Source organism: Actinoplanes sp. L3-i22, assembly GCF_019704555.1.
GTDB lineage: Bacteria > Actinomycetota > Actinomycetes > Mycobacteriales > Micromonosporaceae > Actinoplanes.
On the sequence record NZ_AP024745.1, the window covers coordinates 10,016,785 to 10,037,753 of the forward strand.

Genomic DNA, 20,969 nt, shown 5'->3' on the forward strand with positions numbered 1-20,969 from the left:
TCAGCGCCCTGGGCGCGCTCCCAGGCACCTCCGCTGTTACGGAAAGCGCTCTCCTGACGTGCTATAAAGGCGCAGGTCCAACAGCGGGCCCCTGCCGTGTTTTCCGCCCGGTTCGCTGTGCCGTGCCCGGAATGCCCGGCCCCTTGAGCCGGGCGAGGCGTCGCACACGGGGGGATGCCTCGCCCACCCAGCTTGTCCCGATGGCCGCCCGCCCCGCGGGCGGCCATCGCTGTCACGCGCCCGGCGCGCCCACTCTTCGCCCAGCCGCGCTGCGCTCCCAGCGCTGCGGCACTTTCACTTCCGCGACGCGAGGCGAGGCGCCCACTCTTCACCGCACGCCCAGCGCTGCGGCAACGCCCGCTCCCGCCGCACGCTCGACGCTGCGGCACGCCCAGCCGCGCTGCGCTCCCAGCGCTGCGGCACTTTCACCTCCGCGACTCGGAGCGACGCGAGGCGAGGCGACGCGGGGCGGGGCGGGGCGGCGCGAGGCGGGGCGGCGCGAGGCGGGGCGGCGCGAGGCGGGGCGGGGCGGGGCGACGGGCGGGGGCTCACGCCGTACCCAAATCGGATTTTGATCTTGGGTTTCGGGGGTTTAGCGAGGGGCGTTGAGGAGGGCTTCGAGCATGGTTTTGTAGGCGATCGCGGTGACGATCGGGATGCCGTACTGGCGGGCGAGTTTGGCCACGCCGGAGAGGGAGTCGGGGTCGGCGGCGACCAGCAGGCGGGTCTGCTTGGTGACCTTGCGGGCGGTGCGCAGGCCGTGCGTCAGCGCGTCCACCTCGAGATGCTCGCGGGGCGGCCGCAGGGTGCCGGTGAAGACGATCTGGTCGCCCGGGCTCAGCTGCCACTGCGCGGGCTGCCGGGCCGGCCGGGCCGCGGCGGTGGCCAGCGCCCGGTCGACGTCCGCGCTGGTCAGGCCGAGCAGCTCGGCCACGCCGTCCAGGTCGAGGCGCTCGGCCGGGGTCAGGATCTGGTCGGCCAGGGCGACCGTGGCCAGGCCGGACAGGTATCGGTGGTGCAGGAACTCGGCGTCGGCGCGGGACAGACCGATCTTGCCCGCGGTGGTGACCAGCTGGTCGGCCTCGCTGGCCGAGATGTGCCGGTCCAACATGACGCCGTCGAGCAGCGCGAGGTAGGCGTCGGCCTTCGGGTCGAGCTGGCGGGGCAACCGGTCGACGAGCCGGGTGAGGAAGTGCGGCTCGCGCTCCTCCGGGCGGCGGCGCGGCACCGCGGCGACCGAGGTCACCGGGAGCGCCGGCCACTTCGCGTGCCGGGCCTCGTCGAGCAGCTCGGCCCAGGGCGGCGGATCGCCGGCCCGGCCCAGGTAGTACCCGAGCAGCTCACCGGCCGCGCGGGCACCGTGCAGCGCGGAGTACTCCCGGTGCGGGCCCAGACCGGCGGCGGCCCGGCAGGCCTTCAGGCTCCGGGACGCGGTCGGCAGGAAGTGCCCGGCCAGGCGCATGGTGCACAGCCCCCGATCGTCCTCGACCGGCACGGACACGCCGAGCTTGCCGAACTCGGCGGTCAGGAAACCCGCGTCGAACAGCAGGTTGTGCGCGACCACGAGCTGCCCGGCCAGTCGTTCGGCGACCTGGCCGGCCAGCTCGGCGAAGACCGGCGCGCGGCGGGCCTCGGCGCCGGTGATGCCGTGCAGCGCCTGCGGCCCCAGGTCCCGGTCCGGGTTGACCAGGGTGCACCATTCGTCCAGGATCCGGCCGCTTCCGTCGAGACGGACGATCGCGATCTCCACGATCCGGTCGTGCCAGCTGGTCTTGGTGCCGGTGGTCTGCAGGTCGACGACGGCATACATGAGAAAGAAAACTAGGCGACCGGCCGCGTGCCGCGCCAGCCGGTCCGGATCAGGCGGCCGGCCGGGTCGGTGCGGCGACCGGCTGTTTGCCGCGCCAGCGGGTCCGGAACAGGCGGTGGGCCGGGCCGGTGAGGAACATCAGGAACAGCGCCCAGAAGTTGACCCGCGGGAACAACGAGCCGATCACCAGGGCGAGCAGCAGCGCCACGACCACCGCCAGCGTGCTGATCACCTCCTCGCGCGGGAGCGGCGTGCGCCCGGCGCTCAGCTCCGGATGCCGGTAGACGTAGATCGACAGCACCGCCAGCGACCCGCTGGCCAGGACCAGGTTTCCGCAGTACAGCGCGACGGTGCCACTGGACGCCTCGAAGTGCGTGATCAACGCGGTCTGGATCGGCAGCATCACGATCGCCAGCGTCCAGAGGCCGCTCAGGTACACCACCGTCGGGCGCAGCCGGGACACGTGCCCGAACACCCGGTGGTGCCCCCACCAGAACCGGAAGATCACCGCGAAGCCCAGCAGGAACGCGGCCAGCCCGGGCAGGTTCTCGCGCAGCAGCTCGGGCAGTGTCACCCCCTCGTCGATGTCCGCGAGCGTCTCCAGGAGCGGCAGGACGAGCAGGGTGATCGCGATCGCGGCCACCGCGTCGGTGAAGAGGACGAGGCGCTCCGGGGAGCTGGCCGGTTCTTCCGGTTCGGTCATCGCGACATTATGAAGTTCCCCGATGCACGATGGTCGGTATGACGAGCTCCGGCGAGTACACCCGTGACCAGCGTTACATCGCCACGCGCATCACCGCCGACGGACGCGACGGCTATCCGGTCGAGCCCGGCCGCTACCGCCTGGTGGTCAGCCGCGCCTGCCCCTGGGCCAACCGGTCGATCATCGTGCGGCGCCTGCTCGGCCTCGAGGACGTGCTCTCGATGGGCGTCGCCGGGCCCACGCACGACGAGCGGAGCTGGACCTTCGACCTCGACCCGGGCGGGCGCGACCCGGTCCTCGGGATCGAGCGGTTGCAGGAGGCGTTCTTCACCAGATTTCCCGGGTACGAGAAAGGCATCACCGTGCCCGCGATCGTGGATGTGCCGAGCGGGGCGGTGGTCACCAACGACTTCGCGCAGATCACCATCGACCTGTCGCTGGAATGGGCGGCGTACCACCGGCCGGGCGCGCCCCAGTTGTACCCGGCCGACCTGCGCGCGGAGATCGACGCGGTCAACGACGTGGTGTTCCGGGACGTGAACAACGGCGTGTACCGGGCCGGGTTCGCGACCTCACAGGGGGCCTACGACAAGGCGTACCGGCAATTGTTCGATCGTCTGGATTGGCTTTCCGAGCGTCTGAAAGGCCAGCGGTTCCTCGTCGGAGAGGCGATAACCGAGGCCGACGTACGGCTGTTCACCACGCTGGCCCGCTTCGACGCGGTCTATCACGGGCATTTCAAGTGCAATCGGTCGAAGCTGAGCGAGATGCCGGTGCTGTGGGCCTATGCGCGGGACCTGTTCCAGACGCCGGGCTTCGGCGACACGATCGACTTCGACCAGATCAAGGAGCACTACTACGTGGTGCACCGCACGATCAACCCGACCGGCATCATCCCGGCCGGCCCGGACGTCACCGGCTGGCTGACCCCACACGGCCGCGAATCCCTGGGCGGCCACCCCTTCGGCACCGGCACTCCCCCGGTTCGAGTGGCGGGATAGCGGACCGTCAAACGCCGCGGATGCGGTTCACCAGCGGCCAGATACCGGAACTCGGATTCGCGCCCGGCGGCGAACCGTCACCCGCGTGCTTCGCGTCCAGTCGAACGGCCCGCTGAACGGCGGCGTCGTGACGGGCCGCCAGCAAGACCAGGATCTCGGGCCGCTGAGCCGACGAGGTCACCCGCCGGGTCGGCGGGCCGCTGCGGCTCACTCGACACCCGGGGTCAGGTCGCCGATAGCCGCGACGAACTGGCCGTGGGAAAGGATCGGGACGGCTCCGTACCGGCCGGCCAGGTAGCGTTTCCCGACCGCCTCGTCCTTGCGCGGGGCAAGATCGGACAGCGGGTACAACCGTGACGCGCCACCGGACTTCTCGGTGAACCACACCTGATCGCGCCCGAGCGCGGATTCCTCACCGGTGTCACCGAGAAGCGCGGCGTCATGCGAATTGAAGATCAGTTGAGCCCGCCGGGGGTTGCTGCGCTGATCCTGGAAAAGGCGAACCAATTGCGCCACCAAGGCTGGATGCAGGCTCGAGTCCAATTCGTCGGCGAGCATCACAGCGCCGGTGGCAAGCGCGCTGACGACCGGGCCGACCAGTCCGAACCACACCAGGGTGCCGAGCGACTCGTCCTCCGCGTCCATGTCGACCTCGGCATCCGCTCCGCGGTGCGTCAACGCGACACCGAAGGAGGAGATATCCGTTCCGTCGGCCAAGCCGTCCGGCTCCTCCTCCCGGCCGAGAATGATGCGTAAGGCGCGCTGCATCCGCTCCCGGGTCACCGGGTCGGGCTCGATCTGACGCGCGCCGGTGATCCCCAAGTCGGCTGCCCGGAGCAGGTCGAGCACGCGATTGCGCATCGTCGCGTCGTCCAGCAACTGCGCGGTGACCGCCTGCCGGAACGGGCGGCTGCCGGCTTCCGCCAGCAAGAGGTTCCGCTCGAACCAGGCGTAGAGCGGGAGCAGCCCGCCATGGTTGGCCGACGCGGCGGTGGAGAGAAACAAGGCGTTGGGCCGGAGCAACTCGAGGACGGCGCGCCCCTTCGCCCGATCGGCGGACCCGAGGTCCACACCCTCGGGGCGGCGATGGAACAGCAGCGCGGGACGCCCTCGTGGGTAGTGGTAGGCCCACTCCTCGAGGACTTTCGCATCGTCGAGAACGAACCCGTACTCATGCCGGACCCCGTGCAACACCAGGTCGATCTCGAAGCGGGAGGGCGCCGAGCGATATGCGGGCTCCAGCGAGTACGGCCGCCGGAGGATCCCACCGGTCGGACTGCTCGACCGGAAGGAGTGCAACACATGCAGCCGCATGTCGTTCATGGCACGCAGGACGTTGCTCTTGCCCGACGCGTTCGCCCCGAAGATCCCGGCCACCGGCAGAACACCGAGCGGCCGCCCGCCCTGCCGCCAGGTCACCTGGCGCACGCCCTCCTTCTTGGCCATCGTGGTGGCGAGCAGGCTCAACTCGAACGGCTCAGCGAAAGAGCGCACGTTGCCGGCCCGGAACGCCAACAGCACGGACGCCTCAGGGAATGCCGATTCATCGACCACAGGCTGATTTTTGCAGGATTTCCGCGATTACTCCAATGAAACAGCGTTCAGAAGCCACCGAGGAGACGGCGGAGCAGTTCGGAGAGCTGGGTCTGCTGGGCCGGGGTCAGGTGGGCGAGCAGGCGCTGCTGCTCGGCGAGGCCGGCGGTCACCGCCCGGTCGGCGACGGCGAAGCCCCGGTCGGTGAGGCGGACCAGGATGGCGCGGCGGTCGGACGGGTCGGGTGAGCGGGCGACCAGGCCGGCCTTCTCCAGGCGGTCGAGGCGGGCCGTGGTGCCGCCGGTGCTGAGCATCATCGACGCCGCCAGGGCGCCCGGGGAGAGCTGGTAGGGCGGGCCGGAGCGGCGCAGGGTGGCGAGCACGTCGAACTCGGGGCGGCCGATGCCGAAGGTCGCGTAGGCGCGCTCCTGGGTGTCGCCGGCGATCCGGGCGACGCGCTGCAGGCGGCCGAAGACGCCCATCGCGGTGGTGTCCAGGTCGGGGCGCTCGGTCGCCCACTGGGCCAGGATCCGGTCGACGTCGTCGCCGCCGGCCCTGTTGCTCCTGCGCTCGCTGTTGCCCTCGCCGCCCTTGCCACCTGGGGCCGGCTCGCTGTTGTCCTCGCTGCCCTTGCCGGCCGGGGCCGGGCGGGGGTTCGTGGCCGGGTCCGGCTCGCGCTCGATCATGCCGTCATTGTCACGCACTCGAGTTTCTTGATGACGGACTTCTCGATGTGAGTTATCTTGATGTCGAGATACTTTGCGGCGAGGGAGTTGAGATGCGCGTCCTACTGGTCACGGCCCTTACCCCGGCTGTCTGGGGCACCACCTACGCGATCACCACCGAGCTTCTGCCGCCCGGGAGGCCGCTGCTCAGCGGGGTGTTGCGGGCGCTGCCGGCCGGGCTGCTGCTGCTCGCCATGACGCGGAAACTTCCGCGTGGGGCGTGGTGGTGGAAGTCCGCGGTGCTCGGGGCGCTCAACATCGGGTTCTTCTTCGCGCTGCTGTTCGCCAGCGCCTACCGGCTGCCGGGCGGGATGGCGGCGGTGCTCGGGGCAGTGCAGCCGCTGCTGGTGGCCGGGCTGTCCGCGCTGCTGCTGGCCGAGCGGGTCGCCCTCCGTACCGTGATCGCGGGTTTGCTCGGCGCCGTCGGCGTCGCCCTCGCGGTCCTGACCGCGGCCGCCCGCCTCGACCCGATCGGGATCGTCGCCGGGCTGGCCGGGGCCGCGTCGATGGCCGTCGGCCTGGTGCTGACCAAGCGGTGGGGCCGACCCGGCGTCTCGCTGCTCACCGCGACCGGATGGCAGCTCACCGCGGGTGGCCTGGCGCTGATCCCGATCATGCTGATCGGCGAGGGCCTGCCAGCCTCGCTCACCGGCAAAAACCTGCTGGGGTACGGATATCTGTCGCTGATCGGCACCGCACTCGCCTACACGTTGTGGTTCCGTGGGCTGGACCGGCTGCCGGCCGCGCGGGTGTCGCTGCTGAGCCTCCTCTCGCCGGTGACGGCGACCGTGATCGGGTGGGCCGCGCTCGGGCAATCGCTGACCCCGGTGCAGGTCAGCGGCACGATCGTCGCCTTCGGCGCGGTTCTTCTCGGGCAGTCGTCGAGCGTGCGGGCGCTGTGGGGCCGGCCCGTCCGAGCCCACGCCCGGTCATCCCGGACCGTTGCCGGGCCGTCGCATGCCGGCGCTGTTCACGCCGGCGCTGTTCACGCCGGCGCTGTTCACGCCGGCGCTTCTCTCGCCGGGGCCGGGTCGCCGACTGCCGGGGCGGGGCCGGCTCGGGCTGAGGACGCGGTCATTTCATGTCCCCGCTCGTGACGATGCGGCGGGGGAAGCCGGTGCGGACCGCGCGGAGCATCGCCCGGCCGATCGCGTCGGTGCTGGTGAACTGCTCCGGCGCAACGCGGCTGAGCAGCGGCAACAGCGGAGCGGTGACGGTGTAGACGGCGTTGTACCACCCGGTTTTCGACCGGGCGCCGTGCGTGGGCTGGATGAACCCGGGGCGGAACGCGTACCCGTTACGGAACAGCGCCAGCACCTCGTCCTCGGTCCGGGCCTTGACCCGGGCCCACATCAGGCGGCTGCCCGCGTCGGTGCCGGCGCCGGAGACGTAGATGAACGTCATCTCCGGGCTCAGCGCGGCGAGCGTGCGGGCGGCAGCGGCCGGGAAGTCGTAGGACACCCGCGAATACGCAGCCTCGTCCAGGCCGACCGACGAGACGCCGAGACAGTAGAAACAGGCGTCGTAGCCGGTCAGCTCGTCCTTGACCGGGCTGAGGTCGGTGAAGTCGGTGACGGTCAGCTCGCGGAGCTTCGGATGCCGGACCCCGGTCGCCGACCGGGTCACCACCAGCACCTCTGTCACATCGGGCGCGAGCAGGCACTCCCGCAGCACACCCTGCCCGACCATCCCGGTCGCCCCGAACACGATCACCCGCATGCGCGCACCTCCTGCCCGACAGTCTGCCTCGCCGGTCCGACAGAACGCCGGTTATCCACAGCAGCCGGTTGTCCACAGGCGATCCGGGGCGACGGCAAAACGTCGTACCTCCGGCCTAGGGTCTTTCTCGTGTCCGCAGAACGATGGTCCATCGCCCAGGCCGAGTCGCTGGCCCCCGACGCCGCCGCGCTCAAGCGTGCCCGTGGCGTGGCCGGGCAGTTCGGTTCCACCGGGCTGCTCGACGACATTCTCTGGGGACTCTGCCGGGGCTATCAGGTCGCGGCCGACCTGGCCGGGCCCGCGTTCAAGTGCTCCTGCCCCAGCTTCCAGGCGCCCTGCAAGCACGCGGTCGGCCTGCTGCTGCACTGGGCCGAGGCCGGCGTGGGCGACGAGCCGGCGCCCGAATGGGTCACCAAGTGGCAGGCCATGCGGGCCGCGCGGGCGAAGCCGAAGGAGGCCTCGACGCCCGATCCGGTGGCCGCCGCGAAACGCGCCCGGGAGCGTGCCGAGCGGGTCGCCGGCGGCATGATCGAGCTGCGCCGCTGGCTCGACGACCAGGTCGAGCAGGGCCTGGCCGGGCTCGGGAAGCATGGTCACCAGGTGTTCGATCCGGTCGCCGCGCGCCTGGTCGACGCCCAGGCGCCGGGCGTGGCGGGGGTGGTCCGCCGGCTCGGCGACATCGCCGGCATCGGCCCGCAGTGGGCCGACCGGCTGCTCGGCGAGCTGGCCATGCTGCATCTCCTGATCGCCGGTCACGATCGGCTCGGCGCTCTCGACCCGGCCACCGCCGCCACCGTCCGGTCCCGGATCGGCTTCCCCACCTCGGCCGAGGAGGTGCTGGCCGGGCCCCGGGTCAGCGACCGATGGCAGGTGCTCGGGCAGCACGACACCGACGACGGCACGCTGACCACCCGGCGGACGTGGCTGCACGGCTCCTCGACGTCCCGGTTCGCGCTGGTGCTGTCGTTCGCCGCGCCCGGGCAAGCCCTCACCGCCGACCTCGTGCCCGGCACCGAGTTCCGCGGTGACCTCTGTTTCTATCCGGGTTCGGCGCCCTTGCGGGCGCTGGTCGCCACCCGCGACAGCGCCGCCGAGCCGTTCGGCTCGCCGGACGGCGCCGGGTCGGTCCGGGCGGCTCTCTCCCGGTGGTCCGTGCTCCTGGCCGCTGAGCCGTTTCGGTACGACGGAGCGATGCTGCTCGGCGGTGTCACGCCGACCGCCGACGGCTTCCTGGTGGACTCCGCCGGCGACGCGTTGCCGCTGGCCGCGGGGTTTCGGGAGCCCTGGTGGCTGCTCGCGGCCGCGGGTGGCCGGCCGGCCGCGGTGGCGGCGGAGTGGTCGCCCGGCGGGTTGCGCCCGCTGGCCGCGTGGGTGACCGGCGAGTTCGTGCCGGCCGGGCCGGCGATGCCGGATCCGGGGGCGCCGCGGGCGGCGGAGTTGCCGCCCGAGGTGCTGGCGGCGGCGCTGGTCGGGACGGCCCGGCGGCCGTGGCCGGGGCACCCGGTCCGGGTCGGGGCGGTCCGGGTCGACCTGGACCGGGCCGGGCCCGCCGAGTCGGATGCGGCGGCGCGGCCGTCGCCGGCGGTGGCCCTGCTGGACGCGGCGGCGGTGGCTCTGGCGACGCGGCGGGCCGGGTTCCGGCCGGTGCCGGCGAAGGTGCCGGTCGTGGCCGCGCCGGTGGAGACCGCCCCCGCGCTGCCGGTCGCCGCCGGGGTGCGGCTGGGGCGGATTCTGCGCGGCGGCGCTCCCGGTGGCGCCCATCTGGAGCAGGAGTTGCTGGCGCAGTGGCTCGCCGCGGCGGCGGAGCGGGGCGGGGTCGTGCCGCCGATGATGCTGCCGGCGCTGCTGGACGCGGCCCGGCGGAACACCACGGTCCGGGCCGATGTGGCCCGGGTCGCCGGACGGCGCGGCGGCTGGCTGGCCGGGCAGCGCGCCGACTGGCGCTGGCTGCTCGACGAGGCCGCGCCGGTCACGGTGGCCAACTGGTCCACCGCGACCGGCTCGGAGCGTCTGGGCCACCTGATCACGCTGCGCCGCGCCGATCCCGGCCGGGCCCGTGAGCTGGTGGCGAGCACCTGGGCGAGCGACTCCTCGGACGATCGCGCCCGGTTCCTGAACACGTTCGCCGACGGGCTCGCCCGCGACGACGAGGAGCTGCTGGAACGGGCGCTGGACGACCGCCGCAAGGAGGTTCGGCAGACCGCCGTCGAGCTGCTGCGCCGGCTGCCCGGGGCGGCGCTCGGCGGGCGGATGCGGCAGCGGGCGCACACCGCGGTGCGGCTGGTGCTCAGCGATCCGGCCCGGCTGGCCGTCCAGCCACCCGAGGAGCTGGACGCGGCGCTGCGCCGGGACGGGGTGGGCGCCACTCCCGCGCACGGCACCGGCGCCGGGGCGTGGCTGCTGGAAGAGGTGGTCGCGGGCGCGCCGCTGGACTCGTGGACCGAGCTGGAGCCGAGTGGCTACCTGGCGCTGGCCAGGGGAAACGACTGGGCGACGCCGCTGCTGCACGGGTGGGCCAAGGCCGCCATCACGCAGGGCGACGCGCGCTGGGCGGCGACACTGCTGGCCGCCGACGCGGGCGTGCTGCGCGAGGCGGTGCGGTGGGACCTGCACCTGGTGCTGCCGCCGGGCGTGCTGGCCCGGCTGGCCGCCGAGGCGCTGCGCACCGAGGACGGGACGGCGCACCGGCTGCTCGCGCTGCACCCCGGGCCGTGGCCGGAGCCGCTCAGCGTGACCGTGCTGGAGACGATCGCGCACCGGGCGCGGACCGATCGGCACACCTGGCAGCTCGGCGAGCTGTGCCGGACGGCCGCGCTGGCGATGCCGCCGGACTATGCCGATCTCACCGGCCGGCTGGCCGCCCAGCTGGAGCCGGAACTCGACCCGAGCCGGGTCCGCCCGGTCGCCGATCTGGCCCGCACGCTGGTGTTCCGCGAGGAGATGCGGCGTGAGCTGACCGATCCGGACGCCCCGCCACGAACGGGCGGTCCGGCGCCCGAAAATGTCACACCCCGGCGGTAGTTTGCTGTTCGTACCACCCGATGGGCAGGCCCCGGAGATGCAGGAGTTCACGTGACCGCGCTGCGACCGCACGCCGAGGATCAGTACGCCGACGAGCTCGCTCAGCTGGCCGCCACCGACGAGCGGCCCCGGCCGCCCGGGTGGCGGCTGTCGCCGCAGGCCGTGGTGACCTATCTGCTCGGCGACGGCGCGAAGATCACCCCGAAGTATGTGGGGCCGCGCCGCCTGATCGAGGTGGCCGTCTCCACCCTGGCCACCGATCGGGCGCTGCTGCTGCTCGGCGTGCCCGGCACCGCCAAGACCTGGGTCTCCGAGCACCTGGCGGCGGCCGTCTCCGGCGACTCGACGCTGCTGGTGCAGGGCACCGCCGGCACGGCCGAGGAGGCTATCCGGTACGGGTGGAACTACGCCCGCCTGCTCGCCGACGGCCCGACCGACGCCGCGCTGGTGCCGAGCCCGATCATGCGGGCCATGCGGACCGGGTCGATCGCCCGGCTGGAGGAGCTCACCCGGGTGCCGTCCGACGTGCAGGACGCGTTGATCACCATCCTGTCCGAGAAGACCCTGCCGATCCCGGAGCTGAACACCGAGACCCAGGCGCAGCGCGGCTTCAACCTGATCGCCACCGCGAACGACCGCGACCGCGGGGTGAACGAGCTGTCCAGCGCGCTGCGGCGGCGGTTCAACACGGTCGTGCTGCCGATGCCGGCCAGCGCCGACGACGAGGTGGAGATCGTGGCCCGGCGGGTGGCGCAGCTCGGCCGGTCGCTGGAGCTGCCCGAGGTGCCGGCCGCGCTGGCGGAGATCCGCCGGGTCGTGACGGTCTTCCGCGAGCTGCGGAGCGGGCTGACCGAGGACGGGCGCACCAAGCTGAAATCGCCGACCGCCACGCTGTCCACGGCGGAGGCGATCTCGGTGATCACCAACGGGCTGGCGCTGGCCGCCCACTTCGGCGACGGCACGCTGCACCCGGCTGACGTGGCGTCCGGCATCGTCGGCGCGGTGATCAAGGACCCGGTGTCCGACGCCGTCGTCTGGCGGGAGTATCTGGAGACCGTGGTCCGGGAGCGGCCGGACTGGCTGGATTTCTACCGGGCCGCGCGCGATGCCTGAGAAGTTCTACGGGGTCCGGCATCACGGGCCCGGGTCGGCCCGGGCGGTGGTGCGGGAGTTGATCGCCCAGCAACCGGAGATCCTCCTGGTGGAGGGGCCGCCGGAGGCTGACGCGCTGGTCCGCTGGGTGGCCTCGGAGGGGCTGGAGCCGCCGGTCGCGCTGCTGGGCTATGCGGCGGAGGATCCGGGGCGGGCGGCGTTCTGGCCGTTCGCGGTGTTCTCGCCGGAGTGGCAGGCCATCCGGTGGGCGGTGAGCAACGGGGTGCCGGTCCGCTTCTTCGACCTGCCCTACGCGTATCGGGTGGGCGCGTCCGACCCCGGTGGGCCGGCGGGTCCACCGGACGGGGACGGGTCGGACGACCCGGGCGCGGCTGGCGAGGCGTCCGTGGAAGCCGGGTCCGACCAGCCGAGCCTGCCCGGCGGGATGGACGCGGCGGCCGGCGGGGACGCGGCGGCCGCGAGCGCAGCTGGCGGGGACGCGGCAGGCGATGACGCGGCCGGCGGGGACGCCGCGGGCGATGGCGCGGCCGGCGATGGCGCGGCTGGCGATGGCGCCGCGGGCGGCGGGACGGGTGGGGGCGGGGATTCCGCCGTACCCGGGGAAATGGTGGAAAGGGTGAGTGGGGAGCCTGCCGGGACCACCGCTGATCACGACGAGGTCGGGCGGGTCAGGCCGGTGGATCCGATCGGGGAGCTGGCCACCGCGGCCGGTTATGACGATCCCGAGCGCTGGTGGGAGGACGTCGTCGAGCACCGGGGTGTGCCGGTGTTCGAGGCGATCGCGGAGGCGATGGCGGCGATCCGGGAAGGGGCACCGGAGGATCCGGACGACCTGCTGCGGGAGGCCTACATGCGGACCGTGCTGCGCGAGGTCCGGCGCAAGCACGAGAACATCGCCGTGGTCTGCGGGGCGTGGCACGTGCCGGCGCTGACCCGGAAGGTGCCGATCAAGGACGACACCGCGCTGCTCAAGGGGCGCCGCAAGGGCAAGGTCGCGTTCACCTGGGTGCCCTGGACGTACGGGCGGCTGGCCTCGTGGTCGGGCTATGGCGCCGGGGTGACGTCGCCGGGGTGGTATCACCATCTGTTCGCGAGCGCGGACTCGGTCGTGCCGCGGTGGCTGGTGGCGGCGGCGGGCGTGCTGCGGGCCGAGGGCGTGCCGACCTCGTCGGCGCACGTGATCGAGGCGACGCGGCTGGCCGAGGCGCTGGCGACGCTGCGGGGGCGGCCGCTGGCCGGGCTGGCCGAGGTGACCGAGGCCGCCGAGGCGGTGATGTGCGACGGGGAGCCGCTGCGCACCGCGCTGATCAACCGGCGACTGGTGGTCGGCGAGCGGCTCGGCGGGGTGCCGGACGAGATGCCGGCCGTCCCGCTCGCCCGGGATCTGACCGCGCAGCAGCGCACCCTGCGGCTGAAGCCGGAGGCCACCGAGCGGGAGCTGAAGCTCGACCTGCGCAGGGACATCGACCTGCGGCGCAGCCGGCTGCTGCACCGGTTGCGGACGCTGGCGGTGCCGTGGGGTGAGCCGGCCGCCCAGCGGCGCGGGACCGGGACGTTCCGCGAGGAGTGGGTGCTGCGATGGCAGCCGGAGTTCGCGGTGCGGCTGGTCGAGGGCAGCATGTGGGGCACCACGGTGGCGGCCGCGGCGACCGCGCGGGTGATCCGGCGGGCCCGGACGGCGCGGACCCTCGCCGACGTGACCGCGCTGCTGGAGACGTGCCTGCTCGCCGACCTCGGGGAGGCGTATCCGGAGGTGCTGGCCGCGCTGGACACCCGGGCGGCGCTGGACGCGGACATCCACCACCTGATGGCGGCGCTGCCCGCGCTGGCCCGGACGTTGCGGTACGGCGATGTCCGGCGCACCGACGTGGCCGGGCTCGCCACCGTGACGGCGAGCCTGCTGAAGCGGATCTGCGCCGGGTTGCCGTCGGCGGCCGGGTCGCTCTCCGACGACGCGGCCAAGCAGCTGCGCGACGGCATGGACGGCGTGCACCAGGCGGTCAGCCTGCTCGCCGACGACGACCTGCGAGAGTTGTGGCTGGCCACGGTAGAGTCAGTGGCGCGACGGCCGGATCTGCACGGGCTGCCCGCCGGGCGATTGACCCGGCTGCTGCTGGACGCGGGCCGGCTGGACGCCGTCGAGGTACGCCGCAGGTTGCGGCTGCCGCTGACCGTGGGCACCCCGCCGGCGCACGCGGCCGCCTGGGTGGAGGGCTTCCTGGCCGGTGGCGGGCTGCTGCTGGTGCACGACGACGCGCTGCTCGGGCTGGTGGACGAGTGGCTGGCGGACGTGCCGCCCGAAGCGTTCGAGGATGTGCTTCCGCTGCTGCGGCGCACGTTCGGGACGTTCGAGTCGGGTGAGCGGCGGGCCATCGGCGACCGGGTGGCCGGTCCACGAGCCGGTGCCGCCCAGGCCGGAAGCACGGCGATCGACGAGGAACGGGCGGTTTCGGTGCTGCCCATGTTGAGTGCCCTGCTGGGGCGCGACATCCAGGTCCGGGAGGACATATGAGCGATTCGGCACTCTTTTCACACTCTTCCGAAGAGCCGGAGTCGAACGCGAACACGGCCGAGCCGGCGGAGTTGCAGTTCTCGCATCCGACGCCGGACAAGGCGGACGGGCCGCGTCCCGGGCCGGCGACGCCCCCGGATCGGATCTTCTCGCATCCGGGCGCGGTGGGCGATTCGACGGAGACGACCGACAGCGCGGGCCGGCCTCGCCCCGGACGGGCGGACGGCCAGGGCGTGCGAAGGACCGGGGGTGGTCGGATTGGCCGGACGGATAACGCTGGTCAGGGCACGGAAATTCGTCGCCGGGGTCCGGGCGGGCGCCCGGGGAGAGCCGATGGCTGAGGCCGACGACGCGGGCCGGGAGCGGCTGCGGCGGTGGCGGCTCGTGCTCGGCGGGGCCGCCGAGGAGTCGCTGGGCCGGGCCGAGGGGCGCGACGGGGCGATGGACGGCGCGCTCGCCGCGCTGTACGACGCGGGTGGGGACGGGGACGGCCCGCCGGCGAAACGATCGGCCGGGCTGGGCGGGTCGGCGCCGAAGGTGGCGCGCTGGCTCGGCGACATCCGGGAGTACTTTCCGAGCACCGTCGTCCAGGTGATGCAGGCCGACGCGATCGAGCGCCTCGACCTGACCCGGCTGCTGCTGGAGCCCGAGATGCTCGCCGCGGTCGAGCCGGACGTGCACCTGGTCGGCACGCTGCTCTCGCTGAACCGGGTGATGCCGGACGCCACCAAGGACGCCGCCCGGCAGGTGGTCCGCACGGTGGTCGAGCAGCTTCAGCGCCGGATCACGCAGCAGACCCGGGCCGCGGTGTCCGGGGCGCTGAACCGGGCCGCCCGGATCAACCGGCCGCGGCACGCCGACATCGACTGGGACAAGACGATCCGGGCGAATCTCAAGCACTACCAGGTGGCACACCGGACGGTGATCCCCGAGCGGCTGGTCGGGTACGGGCGGCGGACCACCGCCGTACAGCGGGATGTGGTCCTCTGTGTTGATCAGTCCGGCTCGATGGCCGCGTCGGTGGTGTTCTCCGGGGTGTTCGCGGCGGTGCTGGCGTCGCTGCGGTCGCTGCGGACGTCGCTGGTCGTCTTCGACACCGCGGTGGTGGACCTGACCGAGCAGCTCAGTGACCCGGTCGAGGTGCTGTTCGGCACGCAGCTCGGCGGTGGGACGGACATCAACCGGGCGATCGGGTACAGCCAGCAGTTGATCACCCGGCCGCGGGACAGCATCTTCGTGCTGATCAGCGATCTGTACGAGGGTGGCGTGCGGGACGAGATGCTGCGCCGGGTGGCCGAGATGACGGCCGCCGGGGTGCAGGTGGTGGCGTTGCTGGCGCTCTCCGACGAGGGTGCGCCGGCCTACGACCACGAGAACGCCGCGGCGCTGGCCGCGCTCGGGGTGCCGGCGTTCGCGTGTACCCCGGACGCGTTTCCCGAGCTGATGGCGGCGGCGATCGAGCGGCGGGACCTGATGGCGTTCGCCGAGCGCTTCGCCGCGCAGAACGCCGCGGGCTGAGACCTGGCCGGCTGCTCAGGCCCTTGACGAGGCCGGGACGCAGCCGGGCGCGAGACCGGTCGGTCCCGCGCCCGGGTCACACCGCCGGGGTTCAGACGGCGGCGACGCCGTTCTTGGCGTTGACCTCGCGCACCTGGCTGGGCAGGGTGAAGAGGTCGATCAGGCAGCCGATGCCGAGGATGCCGAGGGTGAACAGGTAGAGCAGGCCACGGCCGGTCTTCCCCAGGTAGAACTGGTGGACGCCGATGGCGCCGAAGAAGAACCAGAGCACGTAGGCGAGGCCTACCTGCTTCGGGCTGCTGGTGGCGACGGCCTGGGTCATGCGTTATCTCCTCGGGAGCGTTATTCCAGGGAAAACGTCGAAGTTGATCATCGACGTGAAGGGACGAGGATACGGGACTCGTCAATGGCGCGGAAGATCGCGCAGATGGACTCCCGGTTACGGCTGCCTGCCCGTCCGGTTGAGCCACCGATCCGGCTCGCATCGATGGACGGGGGTGGCGAAGCGGCCGGGATGTAACTACCGTGAGGCTCATGACTGCTTACCTGAACAACGCCGAGATCTGGCAGGAGTCATGGGATCGGCAACAGGAAGGGTTCCTGCCCGATCGCGAACACCGGTTCGACGCGATGCTGACCGCCGTCGCCGCGGTGGCCGAGGGGCCGGCGCCGAAGGTGCTCGACCTGGCCGGCGGCACCGGGTCGATCTCGCTGCGGGCGCTGGCCCGCTTCCCCGGGGCCCGGGTGACCGTGCTCGACCAGGACCCGGTGCTGCTCACGATCGCGGCGGCCTCGCTGGACGGGCGGGCAACCGTGGTCGACGCCGACCTCGGCGACCCCGGCTGGCGCGGGAAGCTGCCGCACGAGGGATTCGACGCGGTGCTGACCGCGACCGCGCTGCACTGGCTGCCGGCGGACCGGATCGGGGCGCTCTACGCGGAGATCCGTGACGTGCTGCGGCCGGGCGGGATCTTCGTCAACGCCGATCACATGCCGGACGAGGGGCTGACGGACTTCAACGTACGGCTGCGGGAGCACGCCCGGGCGACGCGGAACGCGCGGTACGCGTCCGGCGCGGTCACCTCGTGGGCGGACTGGTGGGCACGGGCCGCGGCGGACGAGCAGCTCGGGCCGAAGGTGGTGGAGCGGCAGCAGATCTATCCGGGCGGGCACGCCCAGGAGTGGAACCCGTCGGCCGGGTGGCATCTGGACGCGCTCCGGGCCGCGGGGTTCGGGGAGAGCGGCGTGGTGTGGCGTGGTGGCACCGACGCGGCGGTCATCGGGGTGCGGTGAAGCGCCGGCCCGGTGAGGTCTCGGCGGCCTTAGCACAGCGAGATCTCACCGGGCGCGTTTTCCACACTGATGGGTTGTCCACAGCCCGCCAACGTGATCATGGCCGATCCCGGGACAATGTGATTGGGCAGGCCCCCGTGGTGGGTGGGGACTACCTACCTGCCGGCGGGTGGCCTCAGCCCTGGCGGCCGCCGGCGTCCACGTACCCGGCAAGCCCTTCCGCCCTGGCCGCGTCCCGCAGCATCGTCTGGTGGCGGGCGATGATCGGCTCGGCCTTGGCCGCGAGCTCCTTCACCGTCTCCTCGGAACCGTTCGCGGCCCGTTCGGCGGTCATCTTCAGCGCCGCCCGGTGCGCGGCCAGCTGGGTCGTGATGAAGTATTCGTCGAACGTGTCCGCCCCGGCCGCCTGGTACCGCTTGGCCAGTGCCTGCTGCTCCGGTGTGGGCGCGGCCGGCAGGTAGACCCGCAGCTGGCGCGCGGTCTGGTAGAGGTCCGCGTCCAGGTGGATGTGGTCCCGCATGAGGGCGGCGGCCAGGGTTTTCACCGTCGGGTCGGAGCTGGTCGTCCAGGCGATCCGGCCCATGGTGATCTCGGCGAGGTTCACCTGGTGCGCCGCTTTCAGGTAGTCGGCGTCCGGCTGGGACGGCTCGGCCTGCGCTGGTGCGGCCGGTAGGGCCAGGAGGCCGGCGACGCCGACGGCCGCGGATATTCGCCGTAAAAGCATAGTCATCTCCTCGAATAGGGCATCTTCACCCTAATTCGCTTTCGATGACCTCGGGACCGGTTCACTGGGTCCAGCGCAGGAACCGGTCGAACAGCTCGGACGCCGCGGCCTGGGGCATGTCCTTCGCGGCTTCCTCGAGGTAGTTCCACATCAGCACGGCCAGGTCCATCCGGCCGTGCGAGGCGGACAGTGCGCCCTGCGCCGGCGGGCACGGCCACGGCCGGCCGCAGACCCGGCAGTCCCACGACGGCCGCGCGGGGAGGTGCTCCGCTTCCTCGGCCACGTGACCTCCCTCCGATTTCCGGGCACGGCGGGAGGGCCCCGGATCCGCCCGCCAACGGCCCCGTCCACCACACGATGCGCGTGCCGGTTATCGCGGTCAACCGCCGGAGGGCCGCCGCCCCCTCTGCGGGTGACCCCAGCGACCAATAGCCGACAGACCGCGCCGACCGGAAGCGCCGAGAGCGAACAGGGAGGCCGAAGAGACGGAAGAAAGCCCGGTTCGTCCTGATCTTTGGAAACATGAGATCGAGACGCGACACGGGGGACGGTGAGATGACCGACGACGACCACTACGACTACCTGGCCAAGGGCAGCGTGTACGCCTCCGCGGCGGCCACCGCACCCCGCCGCAGCCTGCGCCGCAAGCAGGCCGTCGCCGGCGTGACCGGCGCGCTCGCCCTGCTGGCCGGCACGTACTTCCTGACCACGAAACTGATGGAGACGAGTCAGGACACGCTTCCCGAGCCGGCCGCGCTGGCGCCGCTGACCACGGCGGCGACGCCGGGGATCGACGGGACGGGGATCTCCGCCGTACCGGGAAATCTGGAAGCGCCACGCACGACGCACCCGGCGCAAGCCGCCAAGCGCGCCCCCTCGCCCACCCCGTCGGATCTGACGCCGCAGGCGGAAATGCCGTCGGAGACGGCGGCGGGATTGGTCACCCGCCGGGTCGAGACGATCAAAAACGGCACGGTACGGATTTCCAGCGCCCGCTTCGACCTCACCGGTCAGAGCGACCTGCTGTACGCCGCGGACCAGGGTGACGCCGCGGGCGACGGGGTGTACTGCACGAATCGGGTCCGGTTCGGCGCGGACGAGCCGGTCGCGGAGAAGGCCGGCCTGCTGCTCTGCTGGCGGACGTCGGACCTGCGCAGCGTGGTCACGATGGCGGTCGCCGTGCAGGGCACGCCCGATCCGCGGGACTGCGTCGGCATCATCGAACAGGAATGGGCGGCGCTCGAGTGAGCGCCGCCCATGATCCTTACCGCTGAGCTCAGCCGATCACGATGCCGCTGGTCGCGCCGGCGATCGTGCCGCCGGCCGGAACCACCACGCGGTACTGCTGACCGGTGGCCAGCCCGTTGATCGTCACGTTCGTGGTGCTGCCGCTGCTGGTGAACTGCAGCGCCTTGCGCCAGGTCCCGGCGATCAGCTGCTGCACCTCGACGTTCAGGCCGGCCGGCGAGGCGATGCTGACCGTCATGACGCGGCTGCCGGTCCGGGTCGCGGTGGCGGTGCTGCGCACGGTGTAGGTCGCGGTGCCGGTGGCCGCCTCGGTGCCGTCGGTCCCGGCGATCCGCAGCTGGAGCTGGTAGCCGCCGGTGGCGACCCGGTTCGCGGTGACCACGCCGGAGGCCGAGGTGATCACGTCGACGCACTGGAAGCTCTTGCCGGTCTCGGCGACGCAGAGCTGCGCGTTCTTCCGGACCCAGGGCTGGCCGGCGGCGGTGACGGTGAAGCTGGTGACCGTGGTGCTGTTGTAGGCGACGTCGGCCGTGGCGACGTTGGGGGTGATGACCGGCTTGGCCTTGGTCACCGGGGTGGTGGAGACCGACGGGCTCGGCGAGACCGAGGTCGGCGCGGTGGTCGGGGCGGTCGTCGGGGCCTTGCTGGTCGGGGCGGTCGTCGGCGCGGTCGTCGGGGCGCTGGTCGGGGCGGTGGTCGGGGCGGTGGTCGGGGCCTTGGTGGTCGGGGCGGTCGTCGGGGCGCTGGTCGTCACGGCCGCGAGGGCGGCGACGGCGTCGACCCGGCCGTACCCGAAGTCGTTGTCCTTGCCGGCCGTGCCGAGGTCGACGGCGGACTTCTCCATCGCCTGCTCGATCTGGTCCGGGGTCAGGCTCGGCTGGGCCGCCTTGAGCAGCGCGGCGAGGGCGGCCACGTGCGGCGACGCCATCGAGGTGCCGCTCATCGTGGCGTAGCTCTTGCCCAGCGCCGACGGGTACGTGCTCAGGATCGCCGAACCCGGCGCGGCCACGTCCACGTAGCTGCCCGCGTTCGAGTAGGAGGCCACCTTGTCCGACGAGTCGGTGGCGGCGACCGCGATCACGCCGGCGTCGGCGGCCGGGTAGCTGATCGGGCTGCCGCTGCCGCGCTCGTTGCCGGCCGCGGCGACCACGGTGACGCCCTTGCTGCGGGCGTACGCGACGGCGTTGCTGACCGCGGTCAGCTTCGAACTCGACCCGAGCGACATGTTGATCACCTGGGCACCGTTGTCGGCGGCCCAGACGATCCCCTCGGCGGCGTCCGACATGTAGCCGCTGCCGTTCGCGCCGAGCACCCGCACCGGCAGGATCTTGGTGTCCGGGGCGACCGACGAGACGCCGACGGTGTTGCCGGTGACCGCGCCGATCGTGCCGGCCACGTGCGTGCCGTGCCCGTTCGGGTCGATGTTGCCGCCGGCCTTGTCGGTCGTCGCGTCCCAGCCGGTCAGCACCTTGCCGGCCAGGTCGACGTTGGTCGCGTCCACCCCGGTGTCGATCACCGCGACGGTCACGCCGGCGCCGGTCGACTTCTGCCAGGCGTCGGTGGCGCGCATCGCGGCCAGATCCCACTGCTGCCCGCGGTACAGGTCGGTGCCGCTCGGCGCGTCCAGCGCCACGGCCTTCGCGTCGACCTCGACGCCGACCGCGTTCTCCGCCTTCTGAGCCTGCTCGACCAGCTCGGTGGCGCTCTTCTTGTCGGTCGCCGTCCGGACCGTGACGACCGGCTTGCCGTGCTTGTCGATCGTGGTGGAGACGACCCGGGCCGGCTCCTCCGGGGTGACCGTGGCCGGGAGCAGCTGGTCGGCGCTCTCGGTCAGGCCGTAGGTGACCGGGTTCCAGTCAGCGGTGCCGGTGGGCAGGGCGAACGCGGCGACCCCGGCCAGCGCAACGGTGGCAACGGCTCCTACGGCGTACCGGCGCAGAACAACCTTCATCGACCACAACCTCCAGCTCGAAGACGTGGACTACGTTCTTCGGCGGAGGTTGTGAGTCAAGGATTCGGCCGGGTGCGAGCCGGGTGCAGCAACGGCAA

General features: G+C 72.6%; 17 protein-coding genes. 8 read left to right on the top strand and 9 right to left on the bottom strand.

Features of this window, described 5'->3' with window-relative positions:
- Window positions 1-592 precede the first annotated feature (592 nt).
- Window positions 593-1,810, bottom strand: coding sequence for an exonuclease domain-containing protein (locus tag L3i22_RS44495; RefSeq protein ID WP_221323452.1), 1,218 nt, complete (start codon window positions 1,808-1,810; stop codon window positions 593-595).
- Between the two features lie 49 nt (window positions 1,811-1,859).
- Window positions 1,860-2,513: a TMEM175 family protein gene (locus L3i22_RS44500; RefSeq protein WP_221323453.1), complete on the bottom strand. Its 654-nt coding sequence runs from the start codon at window positions 2,511-2,513 to the stop codon at window positions 1,860-1,862.
- 38 nt (window positions 2,514-2,551) lie between these two features.
- Here L3i22_RS44500 and L3i22_RS44505 point away from each other — a divergent pair, with 38 nt between their 5' ends.
- Window positions 2,552-3,514: a glutathione S-transferase family protein gene (locus tag L3i22_RS44505; protein WP_370644298.1), complete on the top strand. Its 963-nt coding sequence runs from the start codon at window positions 2,552-2,554 to the stop codon at window positions 3,512-3,514.
- A 207-nt stretch (window positions 3,515-3,721) separates the two neighbouring features.
- Here L3i22_RS44505 and L3i22_RS44510 read toward each other — a convergent pair whose 3' ends face one another.
- Together L3i22_RS44510 and L3i22_RS44515 are read right to left on the bottom strand one after the other, a co-directional pair.
- The gene (locus tag L3i22_RS44510; RefSeq protein ID WP_221323455.1) at window positions 3,722-5,068 is read right to left on the bottom strand and encodes an ATP/GTP-binding protein; all 1,347 of its coding nucleotides are present in this window, start codon (window positions 5,066-5,068) and stop codon (window positions 3,722-3,724) included.
- A gap of 47 nt (window positions 5,069-5,115) precedes the next feature.
- On the bottom strand, window positions 5,116-5,751 hold the full coding sequence (locus tag L3i22_RS44515) for a MarR family winged helix-turn-helix transcriptional regulator (protein ID WP_255657620.1): 636 nt from the start codon (window positions 5,749-5,751) through the stop codon (window positions 5,116-5,118).
- A gap of 74 nt (window positions 5,752-5,825) precedes the next feature.
- Between L3i22_RS44515 and L3i22_RS44520 the strand changes: the two genes are divergently transcribed.
- Window positions 5,826-6,869: an EamA family transporter gene (locus L3i22_RS44520; protein WP_255657621.1), complete on the top strand. Its 1,044-nt coding sequence runs from the start codon at window positions 5,826-5,828 to the stop codon at window positions 6,867-6,869.
- Here the strand turns inward: L3i22_RS44520 and L3i22_RS44525 are convergent.
- Window positions 6,847-7,491: an NAD-dependent epimerase/dehydratase family protein gene (locus L3i22_RS44525; RefSeq protein WP_221323456.1), complete on the bottom strand. Its 645-nt coding sequence runs from the start codon at window positions 7,489-7,491 to the stop codon at window positions 6,847-6,849. The two genes, L3i22_RS44520 and L3i22_RS44525, sit on opposite strands and share 23 nt — an antisense overlap.
- A gap of 129 nt (window positions 7,492-7,620) precedes the next feature.
- Here L3i22_RS44525 and L3i22_RS44530 point away from each other — a divergent pair, with 129 nt between their 5' ends.
- From L3i22_RS44530 to L3i22_RS44545, 4 genes are all read left to right on the top strand, one after another.
- The gene (locus L3i22_RS44530) at window positions 7,621-10,512 is read left to right on the top strand and encodes an SWIM zinc finger family protein (protein ID WP_221323457.1); all 2,892 of its coding nucleotides are present in this window, start codon (window positions 7,621-7,623) and stop codon (window positions 10,510-10,512) included.
- A gap of 51 nt (window positions 10,513-10,563) precedes the next feature.
- A complete protein-coding gene (locus L3i22_RS44535) occupies window positions 10,564-11,625 on the top strand; it encodes an AAA family ATPase (protein ID WP_221323458.1) in 1,062 nt (353 codons plus the stop codon).
- Window positions 11,618-14,137, top strand: a complete 2,520-nt coding sequence (locus tag L3i22_RS44540; protein ID WP_221323459.1) for a DUF5682 family protein — start codon at window positions 11,618-11,620, stop codon at window positions 14,135-14,137. The genes L3i22_RS44535 and L3i22_RS44540 overlap by 8 nt, the downstream gene beginning before the upstream one ends.
- Window positions 14,138-14,470: 333 nt before the next feature.
- Entirely contained in the window at window positions 14,471-15,655 is a 1,185-nt protein-coding gene (locus L3i22_RS44545; RefSeq protein WP_221323460.1) for a VWA domain-containing protein, read from the top strand.
- Window positions 15,656-15,746: 91 nt separating this feature from the next.
- Here L3i22_RS44545 and L3i22_RS44550 read toward each other — a convergent pair whose 3' ends face one another.
- The gene (locus L3i22_RS44550; protein WP_221323461.1) at window positions 15,747-15,977 is read right to left on the bottom strand and encodes a TM2 domain-containing protein; all 231 of its coding nucleotides are present in this window, start codon (window positions 15,975-15,977) and stop codon (window positions 15,747-15,749) included.
- Between the two features lie 212 nt (window positions 15,978-16,189).
- Here L3i22_RS44550 and L3i22_RS44555 point away from each other — a divergent pair, with 212 nt between their 5' ends.
- Window positions 16,190-16,948 (top strand): trans-aconitate 2-methyltransferase, encoded by a 759-nt coding sequence (locus L3i22_RS44555; RefSeq protein ID WP_221323462.1) that lies wholly within the window; start codon window positions 16,190-16,192, stop codon window positions 16,946-16,948.
- A 175-nt stretch (window positions 16,949-17,123) separates the two neighbouring features.
- Here the strand turns inward: L3i22_RS44555 and L3i22_RS44560 are convergent, their stop codons facing one another.
- Together L3i22_RS44560 and L3i22_RS44565 are read right to left on the bottom strand one after the other, a co-directional pair.
- On the bottom strand, window positions 17,124-17,672 hold the full coding sequence (locus L3i22_RS44560) for a DUF4142 domain-containing protein (RefSeq protein ID WP_221323463.1): 549 nt from the start codon (window positions 17,670-17,672) through the stop codon (window positions 17,124-17,126).
- Between the two features lie 61 nt (window positions 17,673-17,733).
- A complete protein-coding gene (locus L3i22_RS44565) occupies window positions 17,734-17,955 on the bottom strand; it encodes a hypothetical protein (protein WP_221323464.1) in 222 nt (73 codons plus the stop codon).
- Between the two features lie 239 nt (window positions 17,956-18,194).
- Between L3i22_RS44565 and L3i22_RS44570 the strand changes: the two genes are divergently transcribed.
- A complete protein-coding gene (locus L3i22_RS44570) occupies window positions 18,195-18,920 on the top strand; it encodes a hypothetical protein (RefSeq protein WP_221323465.1) in 726 nt (241 codons plus the stop codon).
- A gap of 28 nt (window positions 18,921-18,948) precedes the next feature.
- Here L3i22_RS44570 and L3i22_RS44575 read toward each other — a convergent pair whose 3' ends face one another.
- Window positions 18,949-20,871, bottom strand: a complete 1,923-nt coding sequence (locus tag L3i22_RS44575; RefSeq protein ID WP_221323466.1) for a S8 family serine peptidase — start codon at window positions 20,869-20,871, stop codon at window positions 18,949-18,951.
- Window positions 20,872-20,969 lie beyond the last annotated feature (98 nt).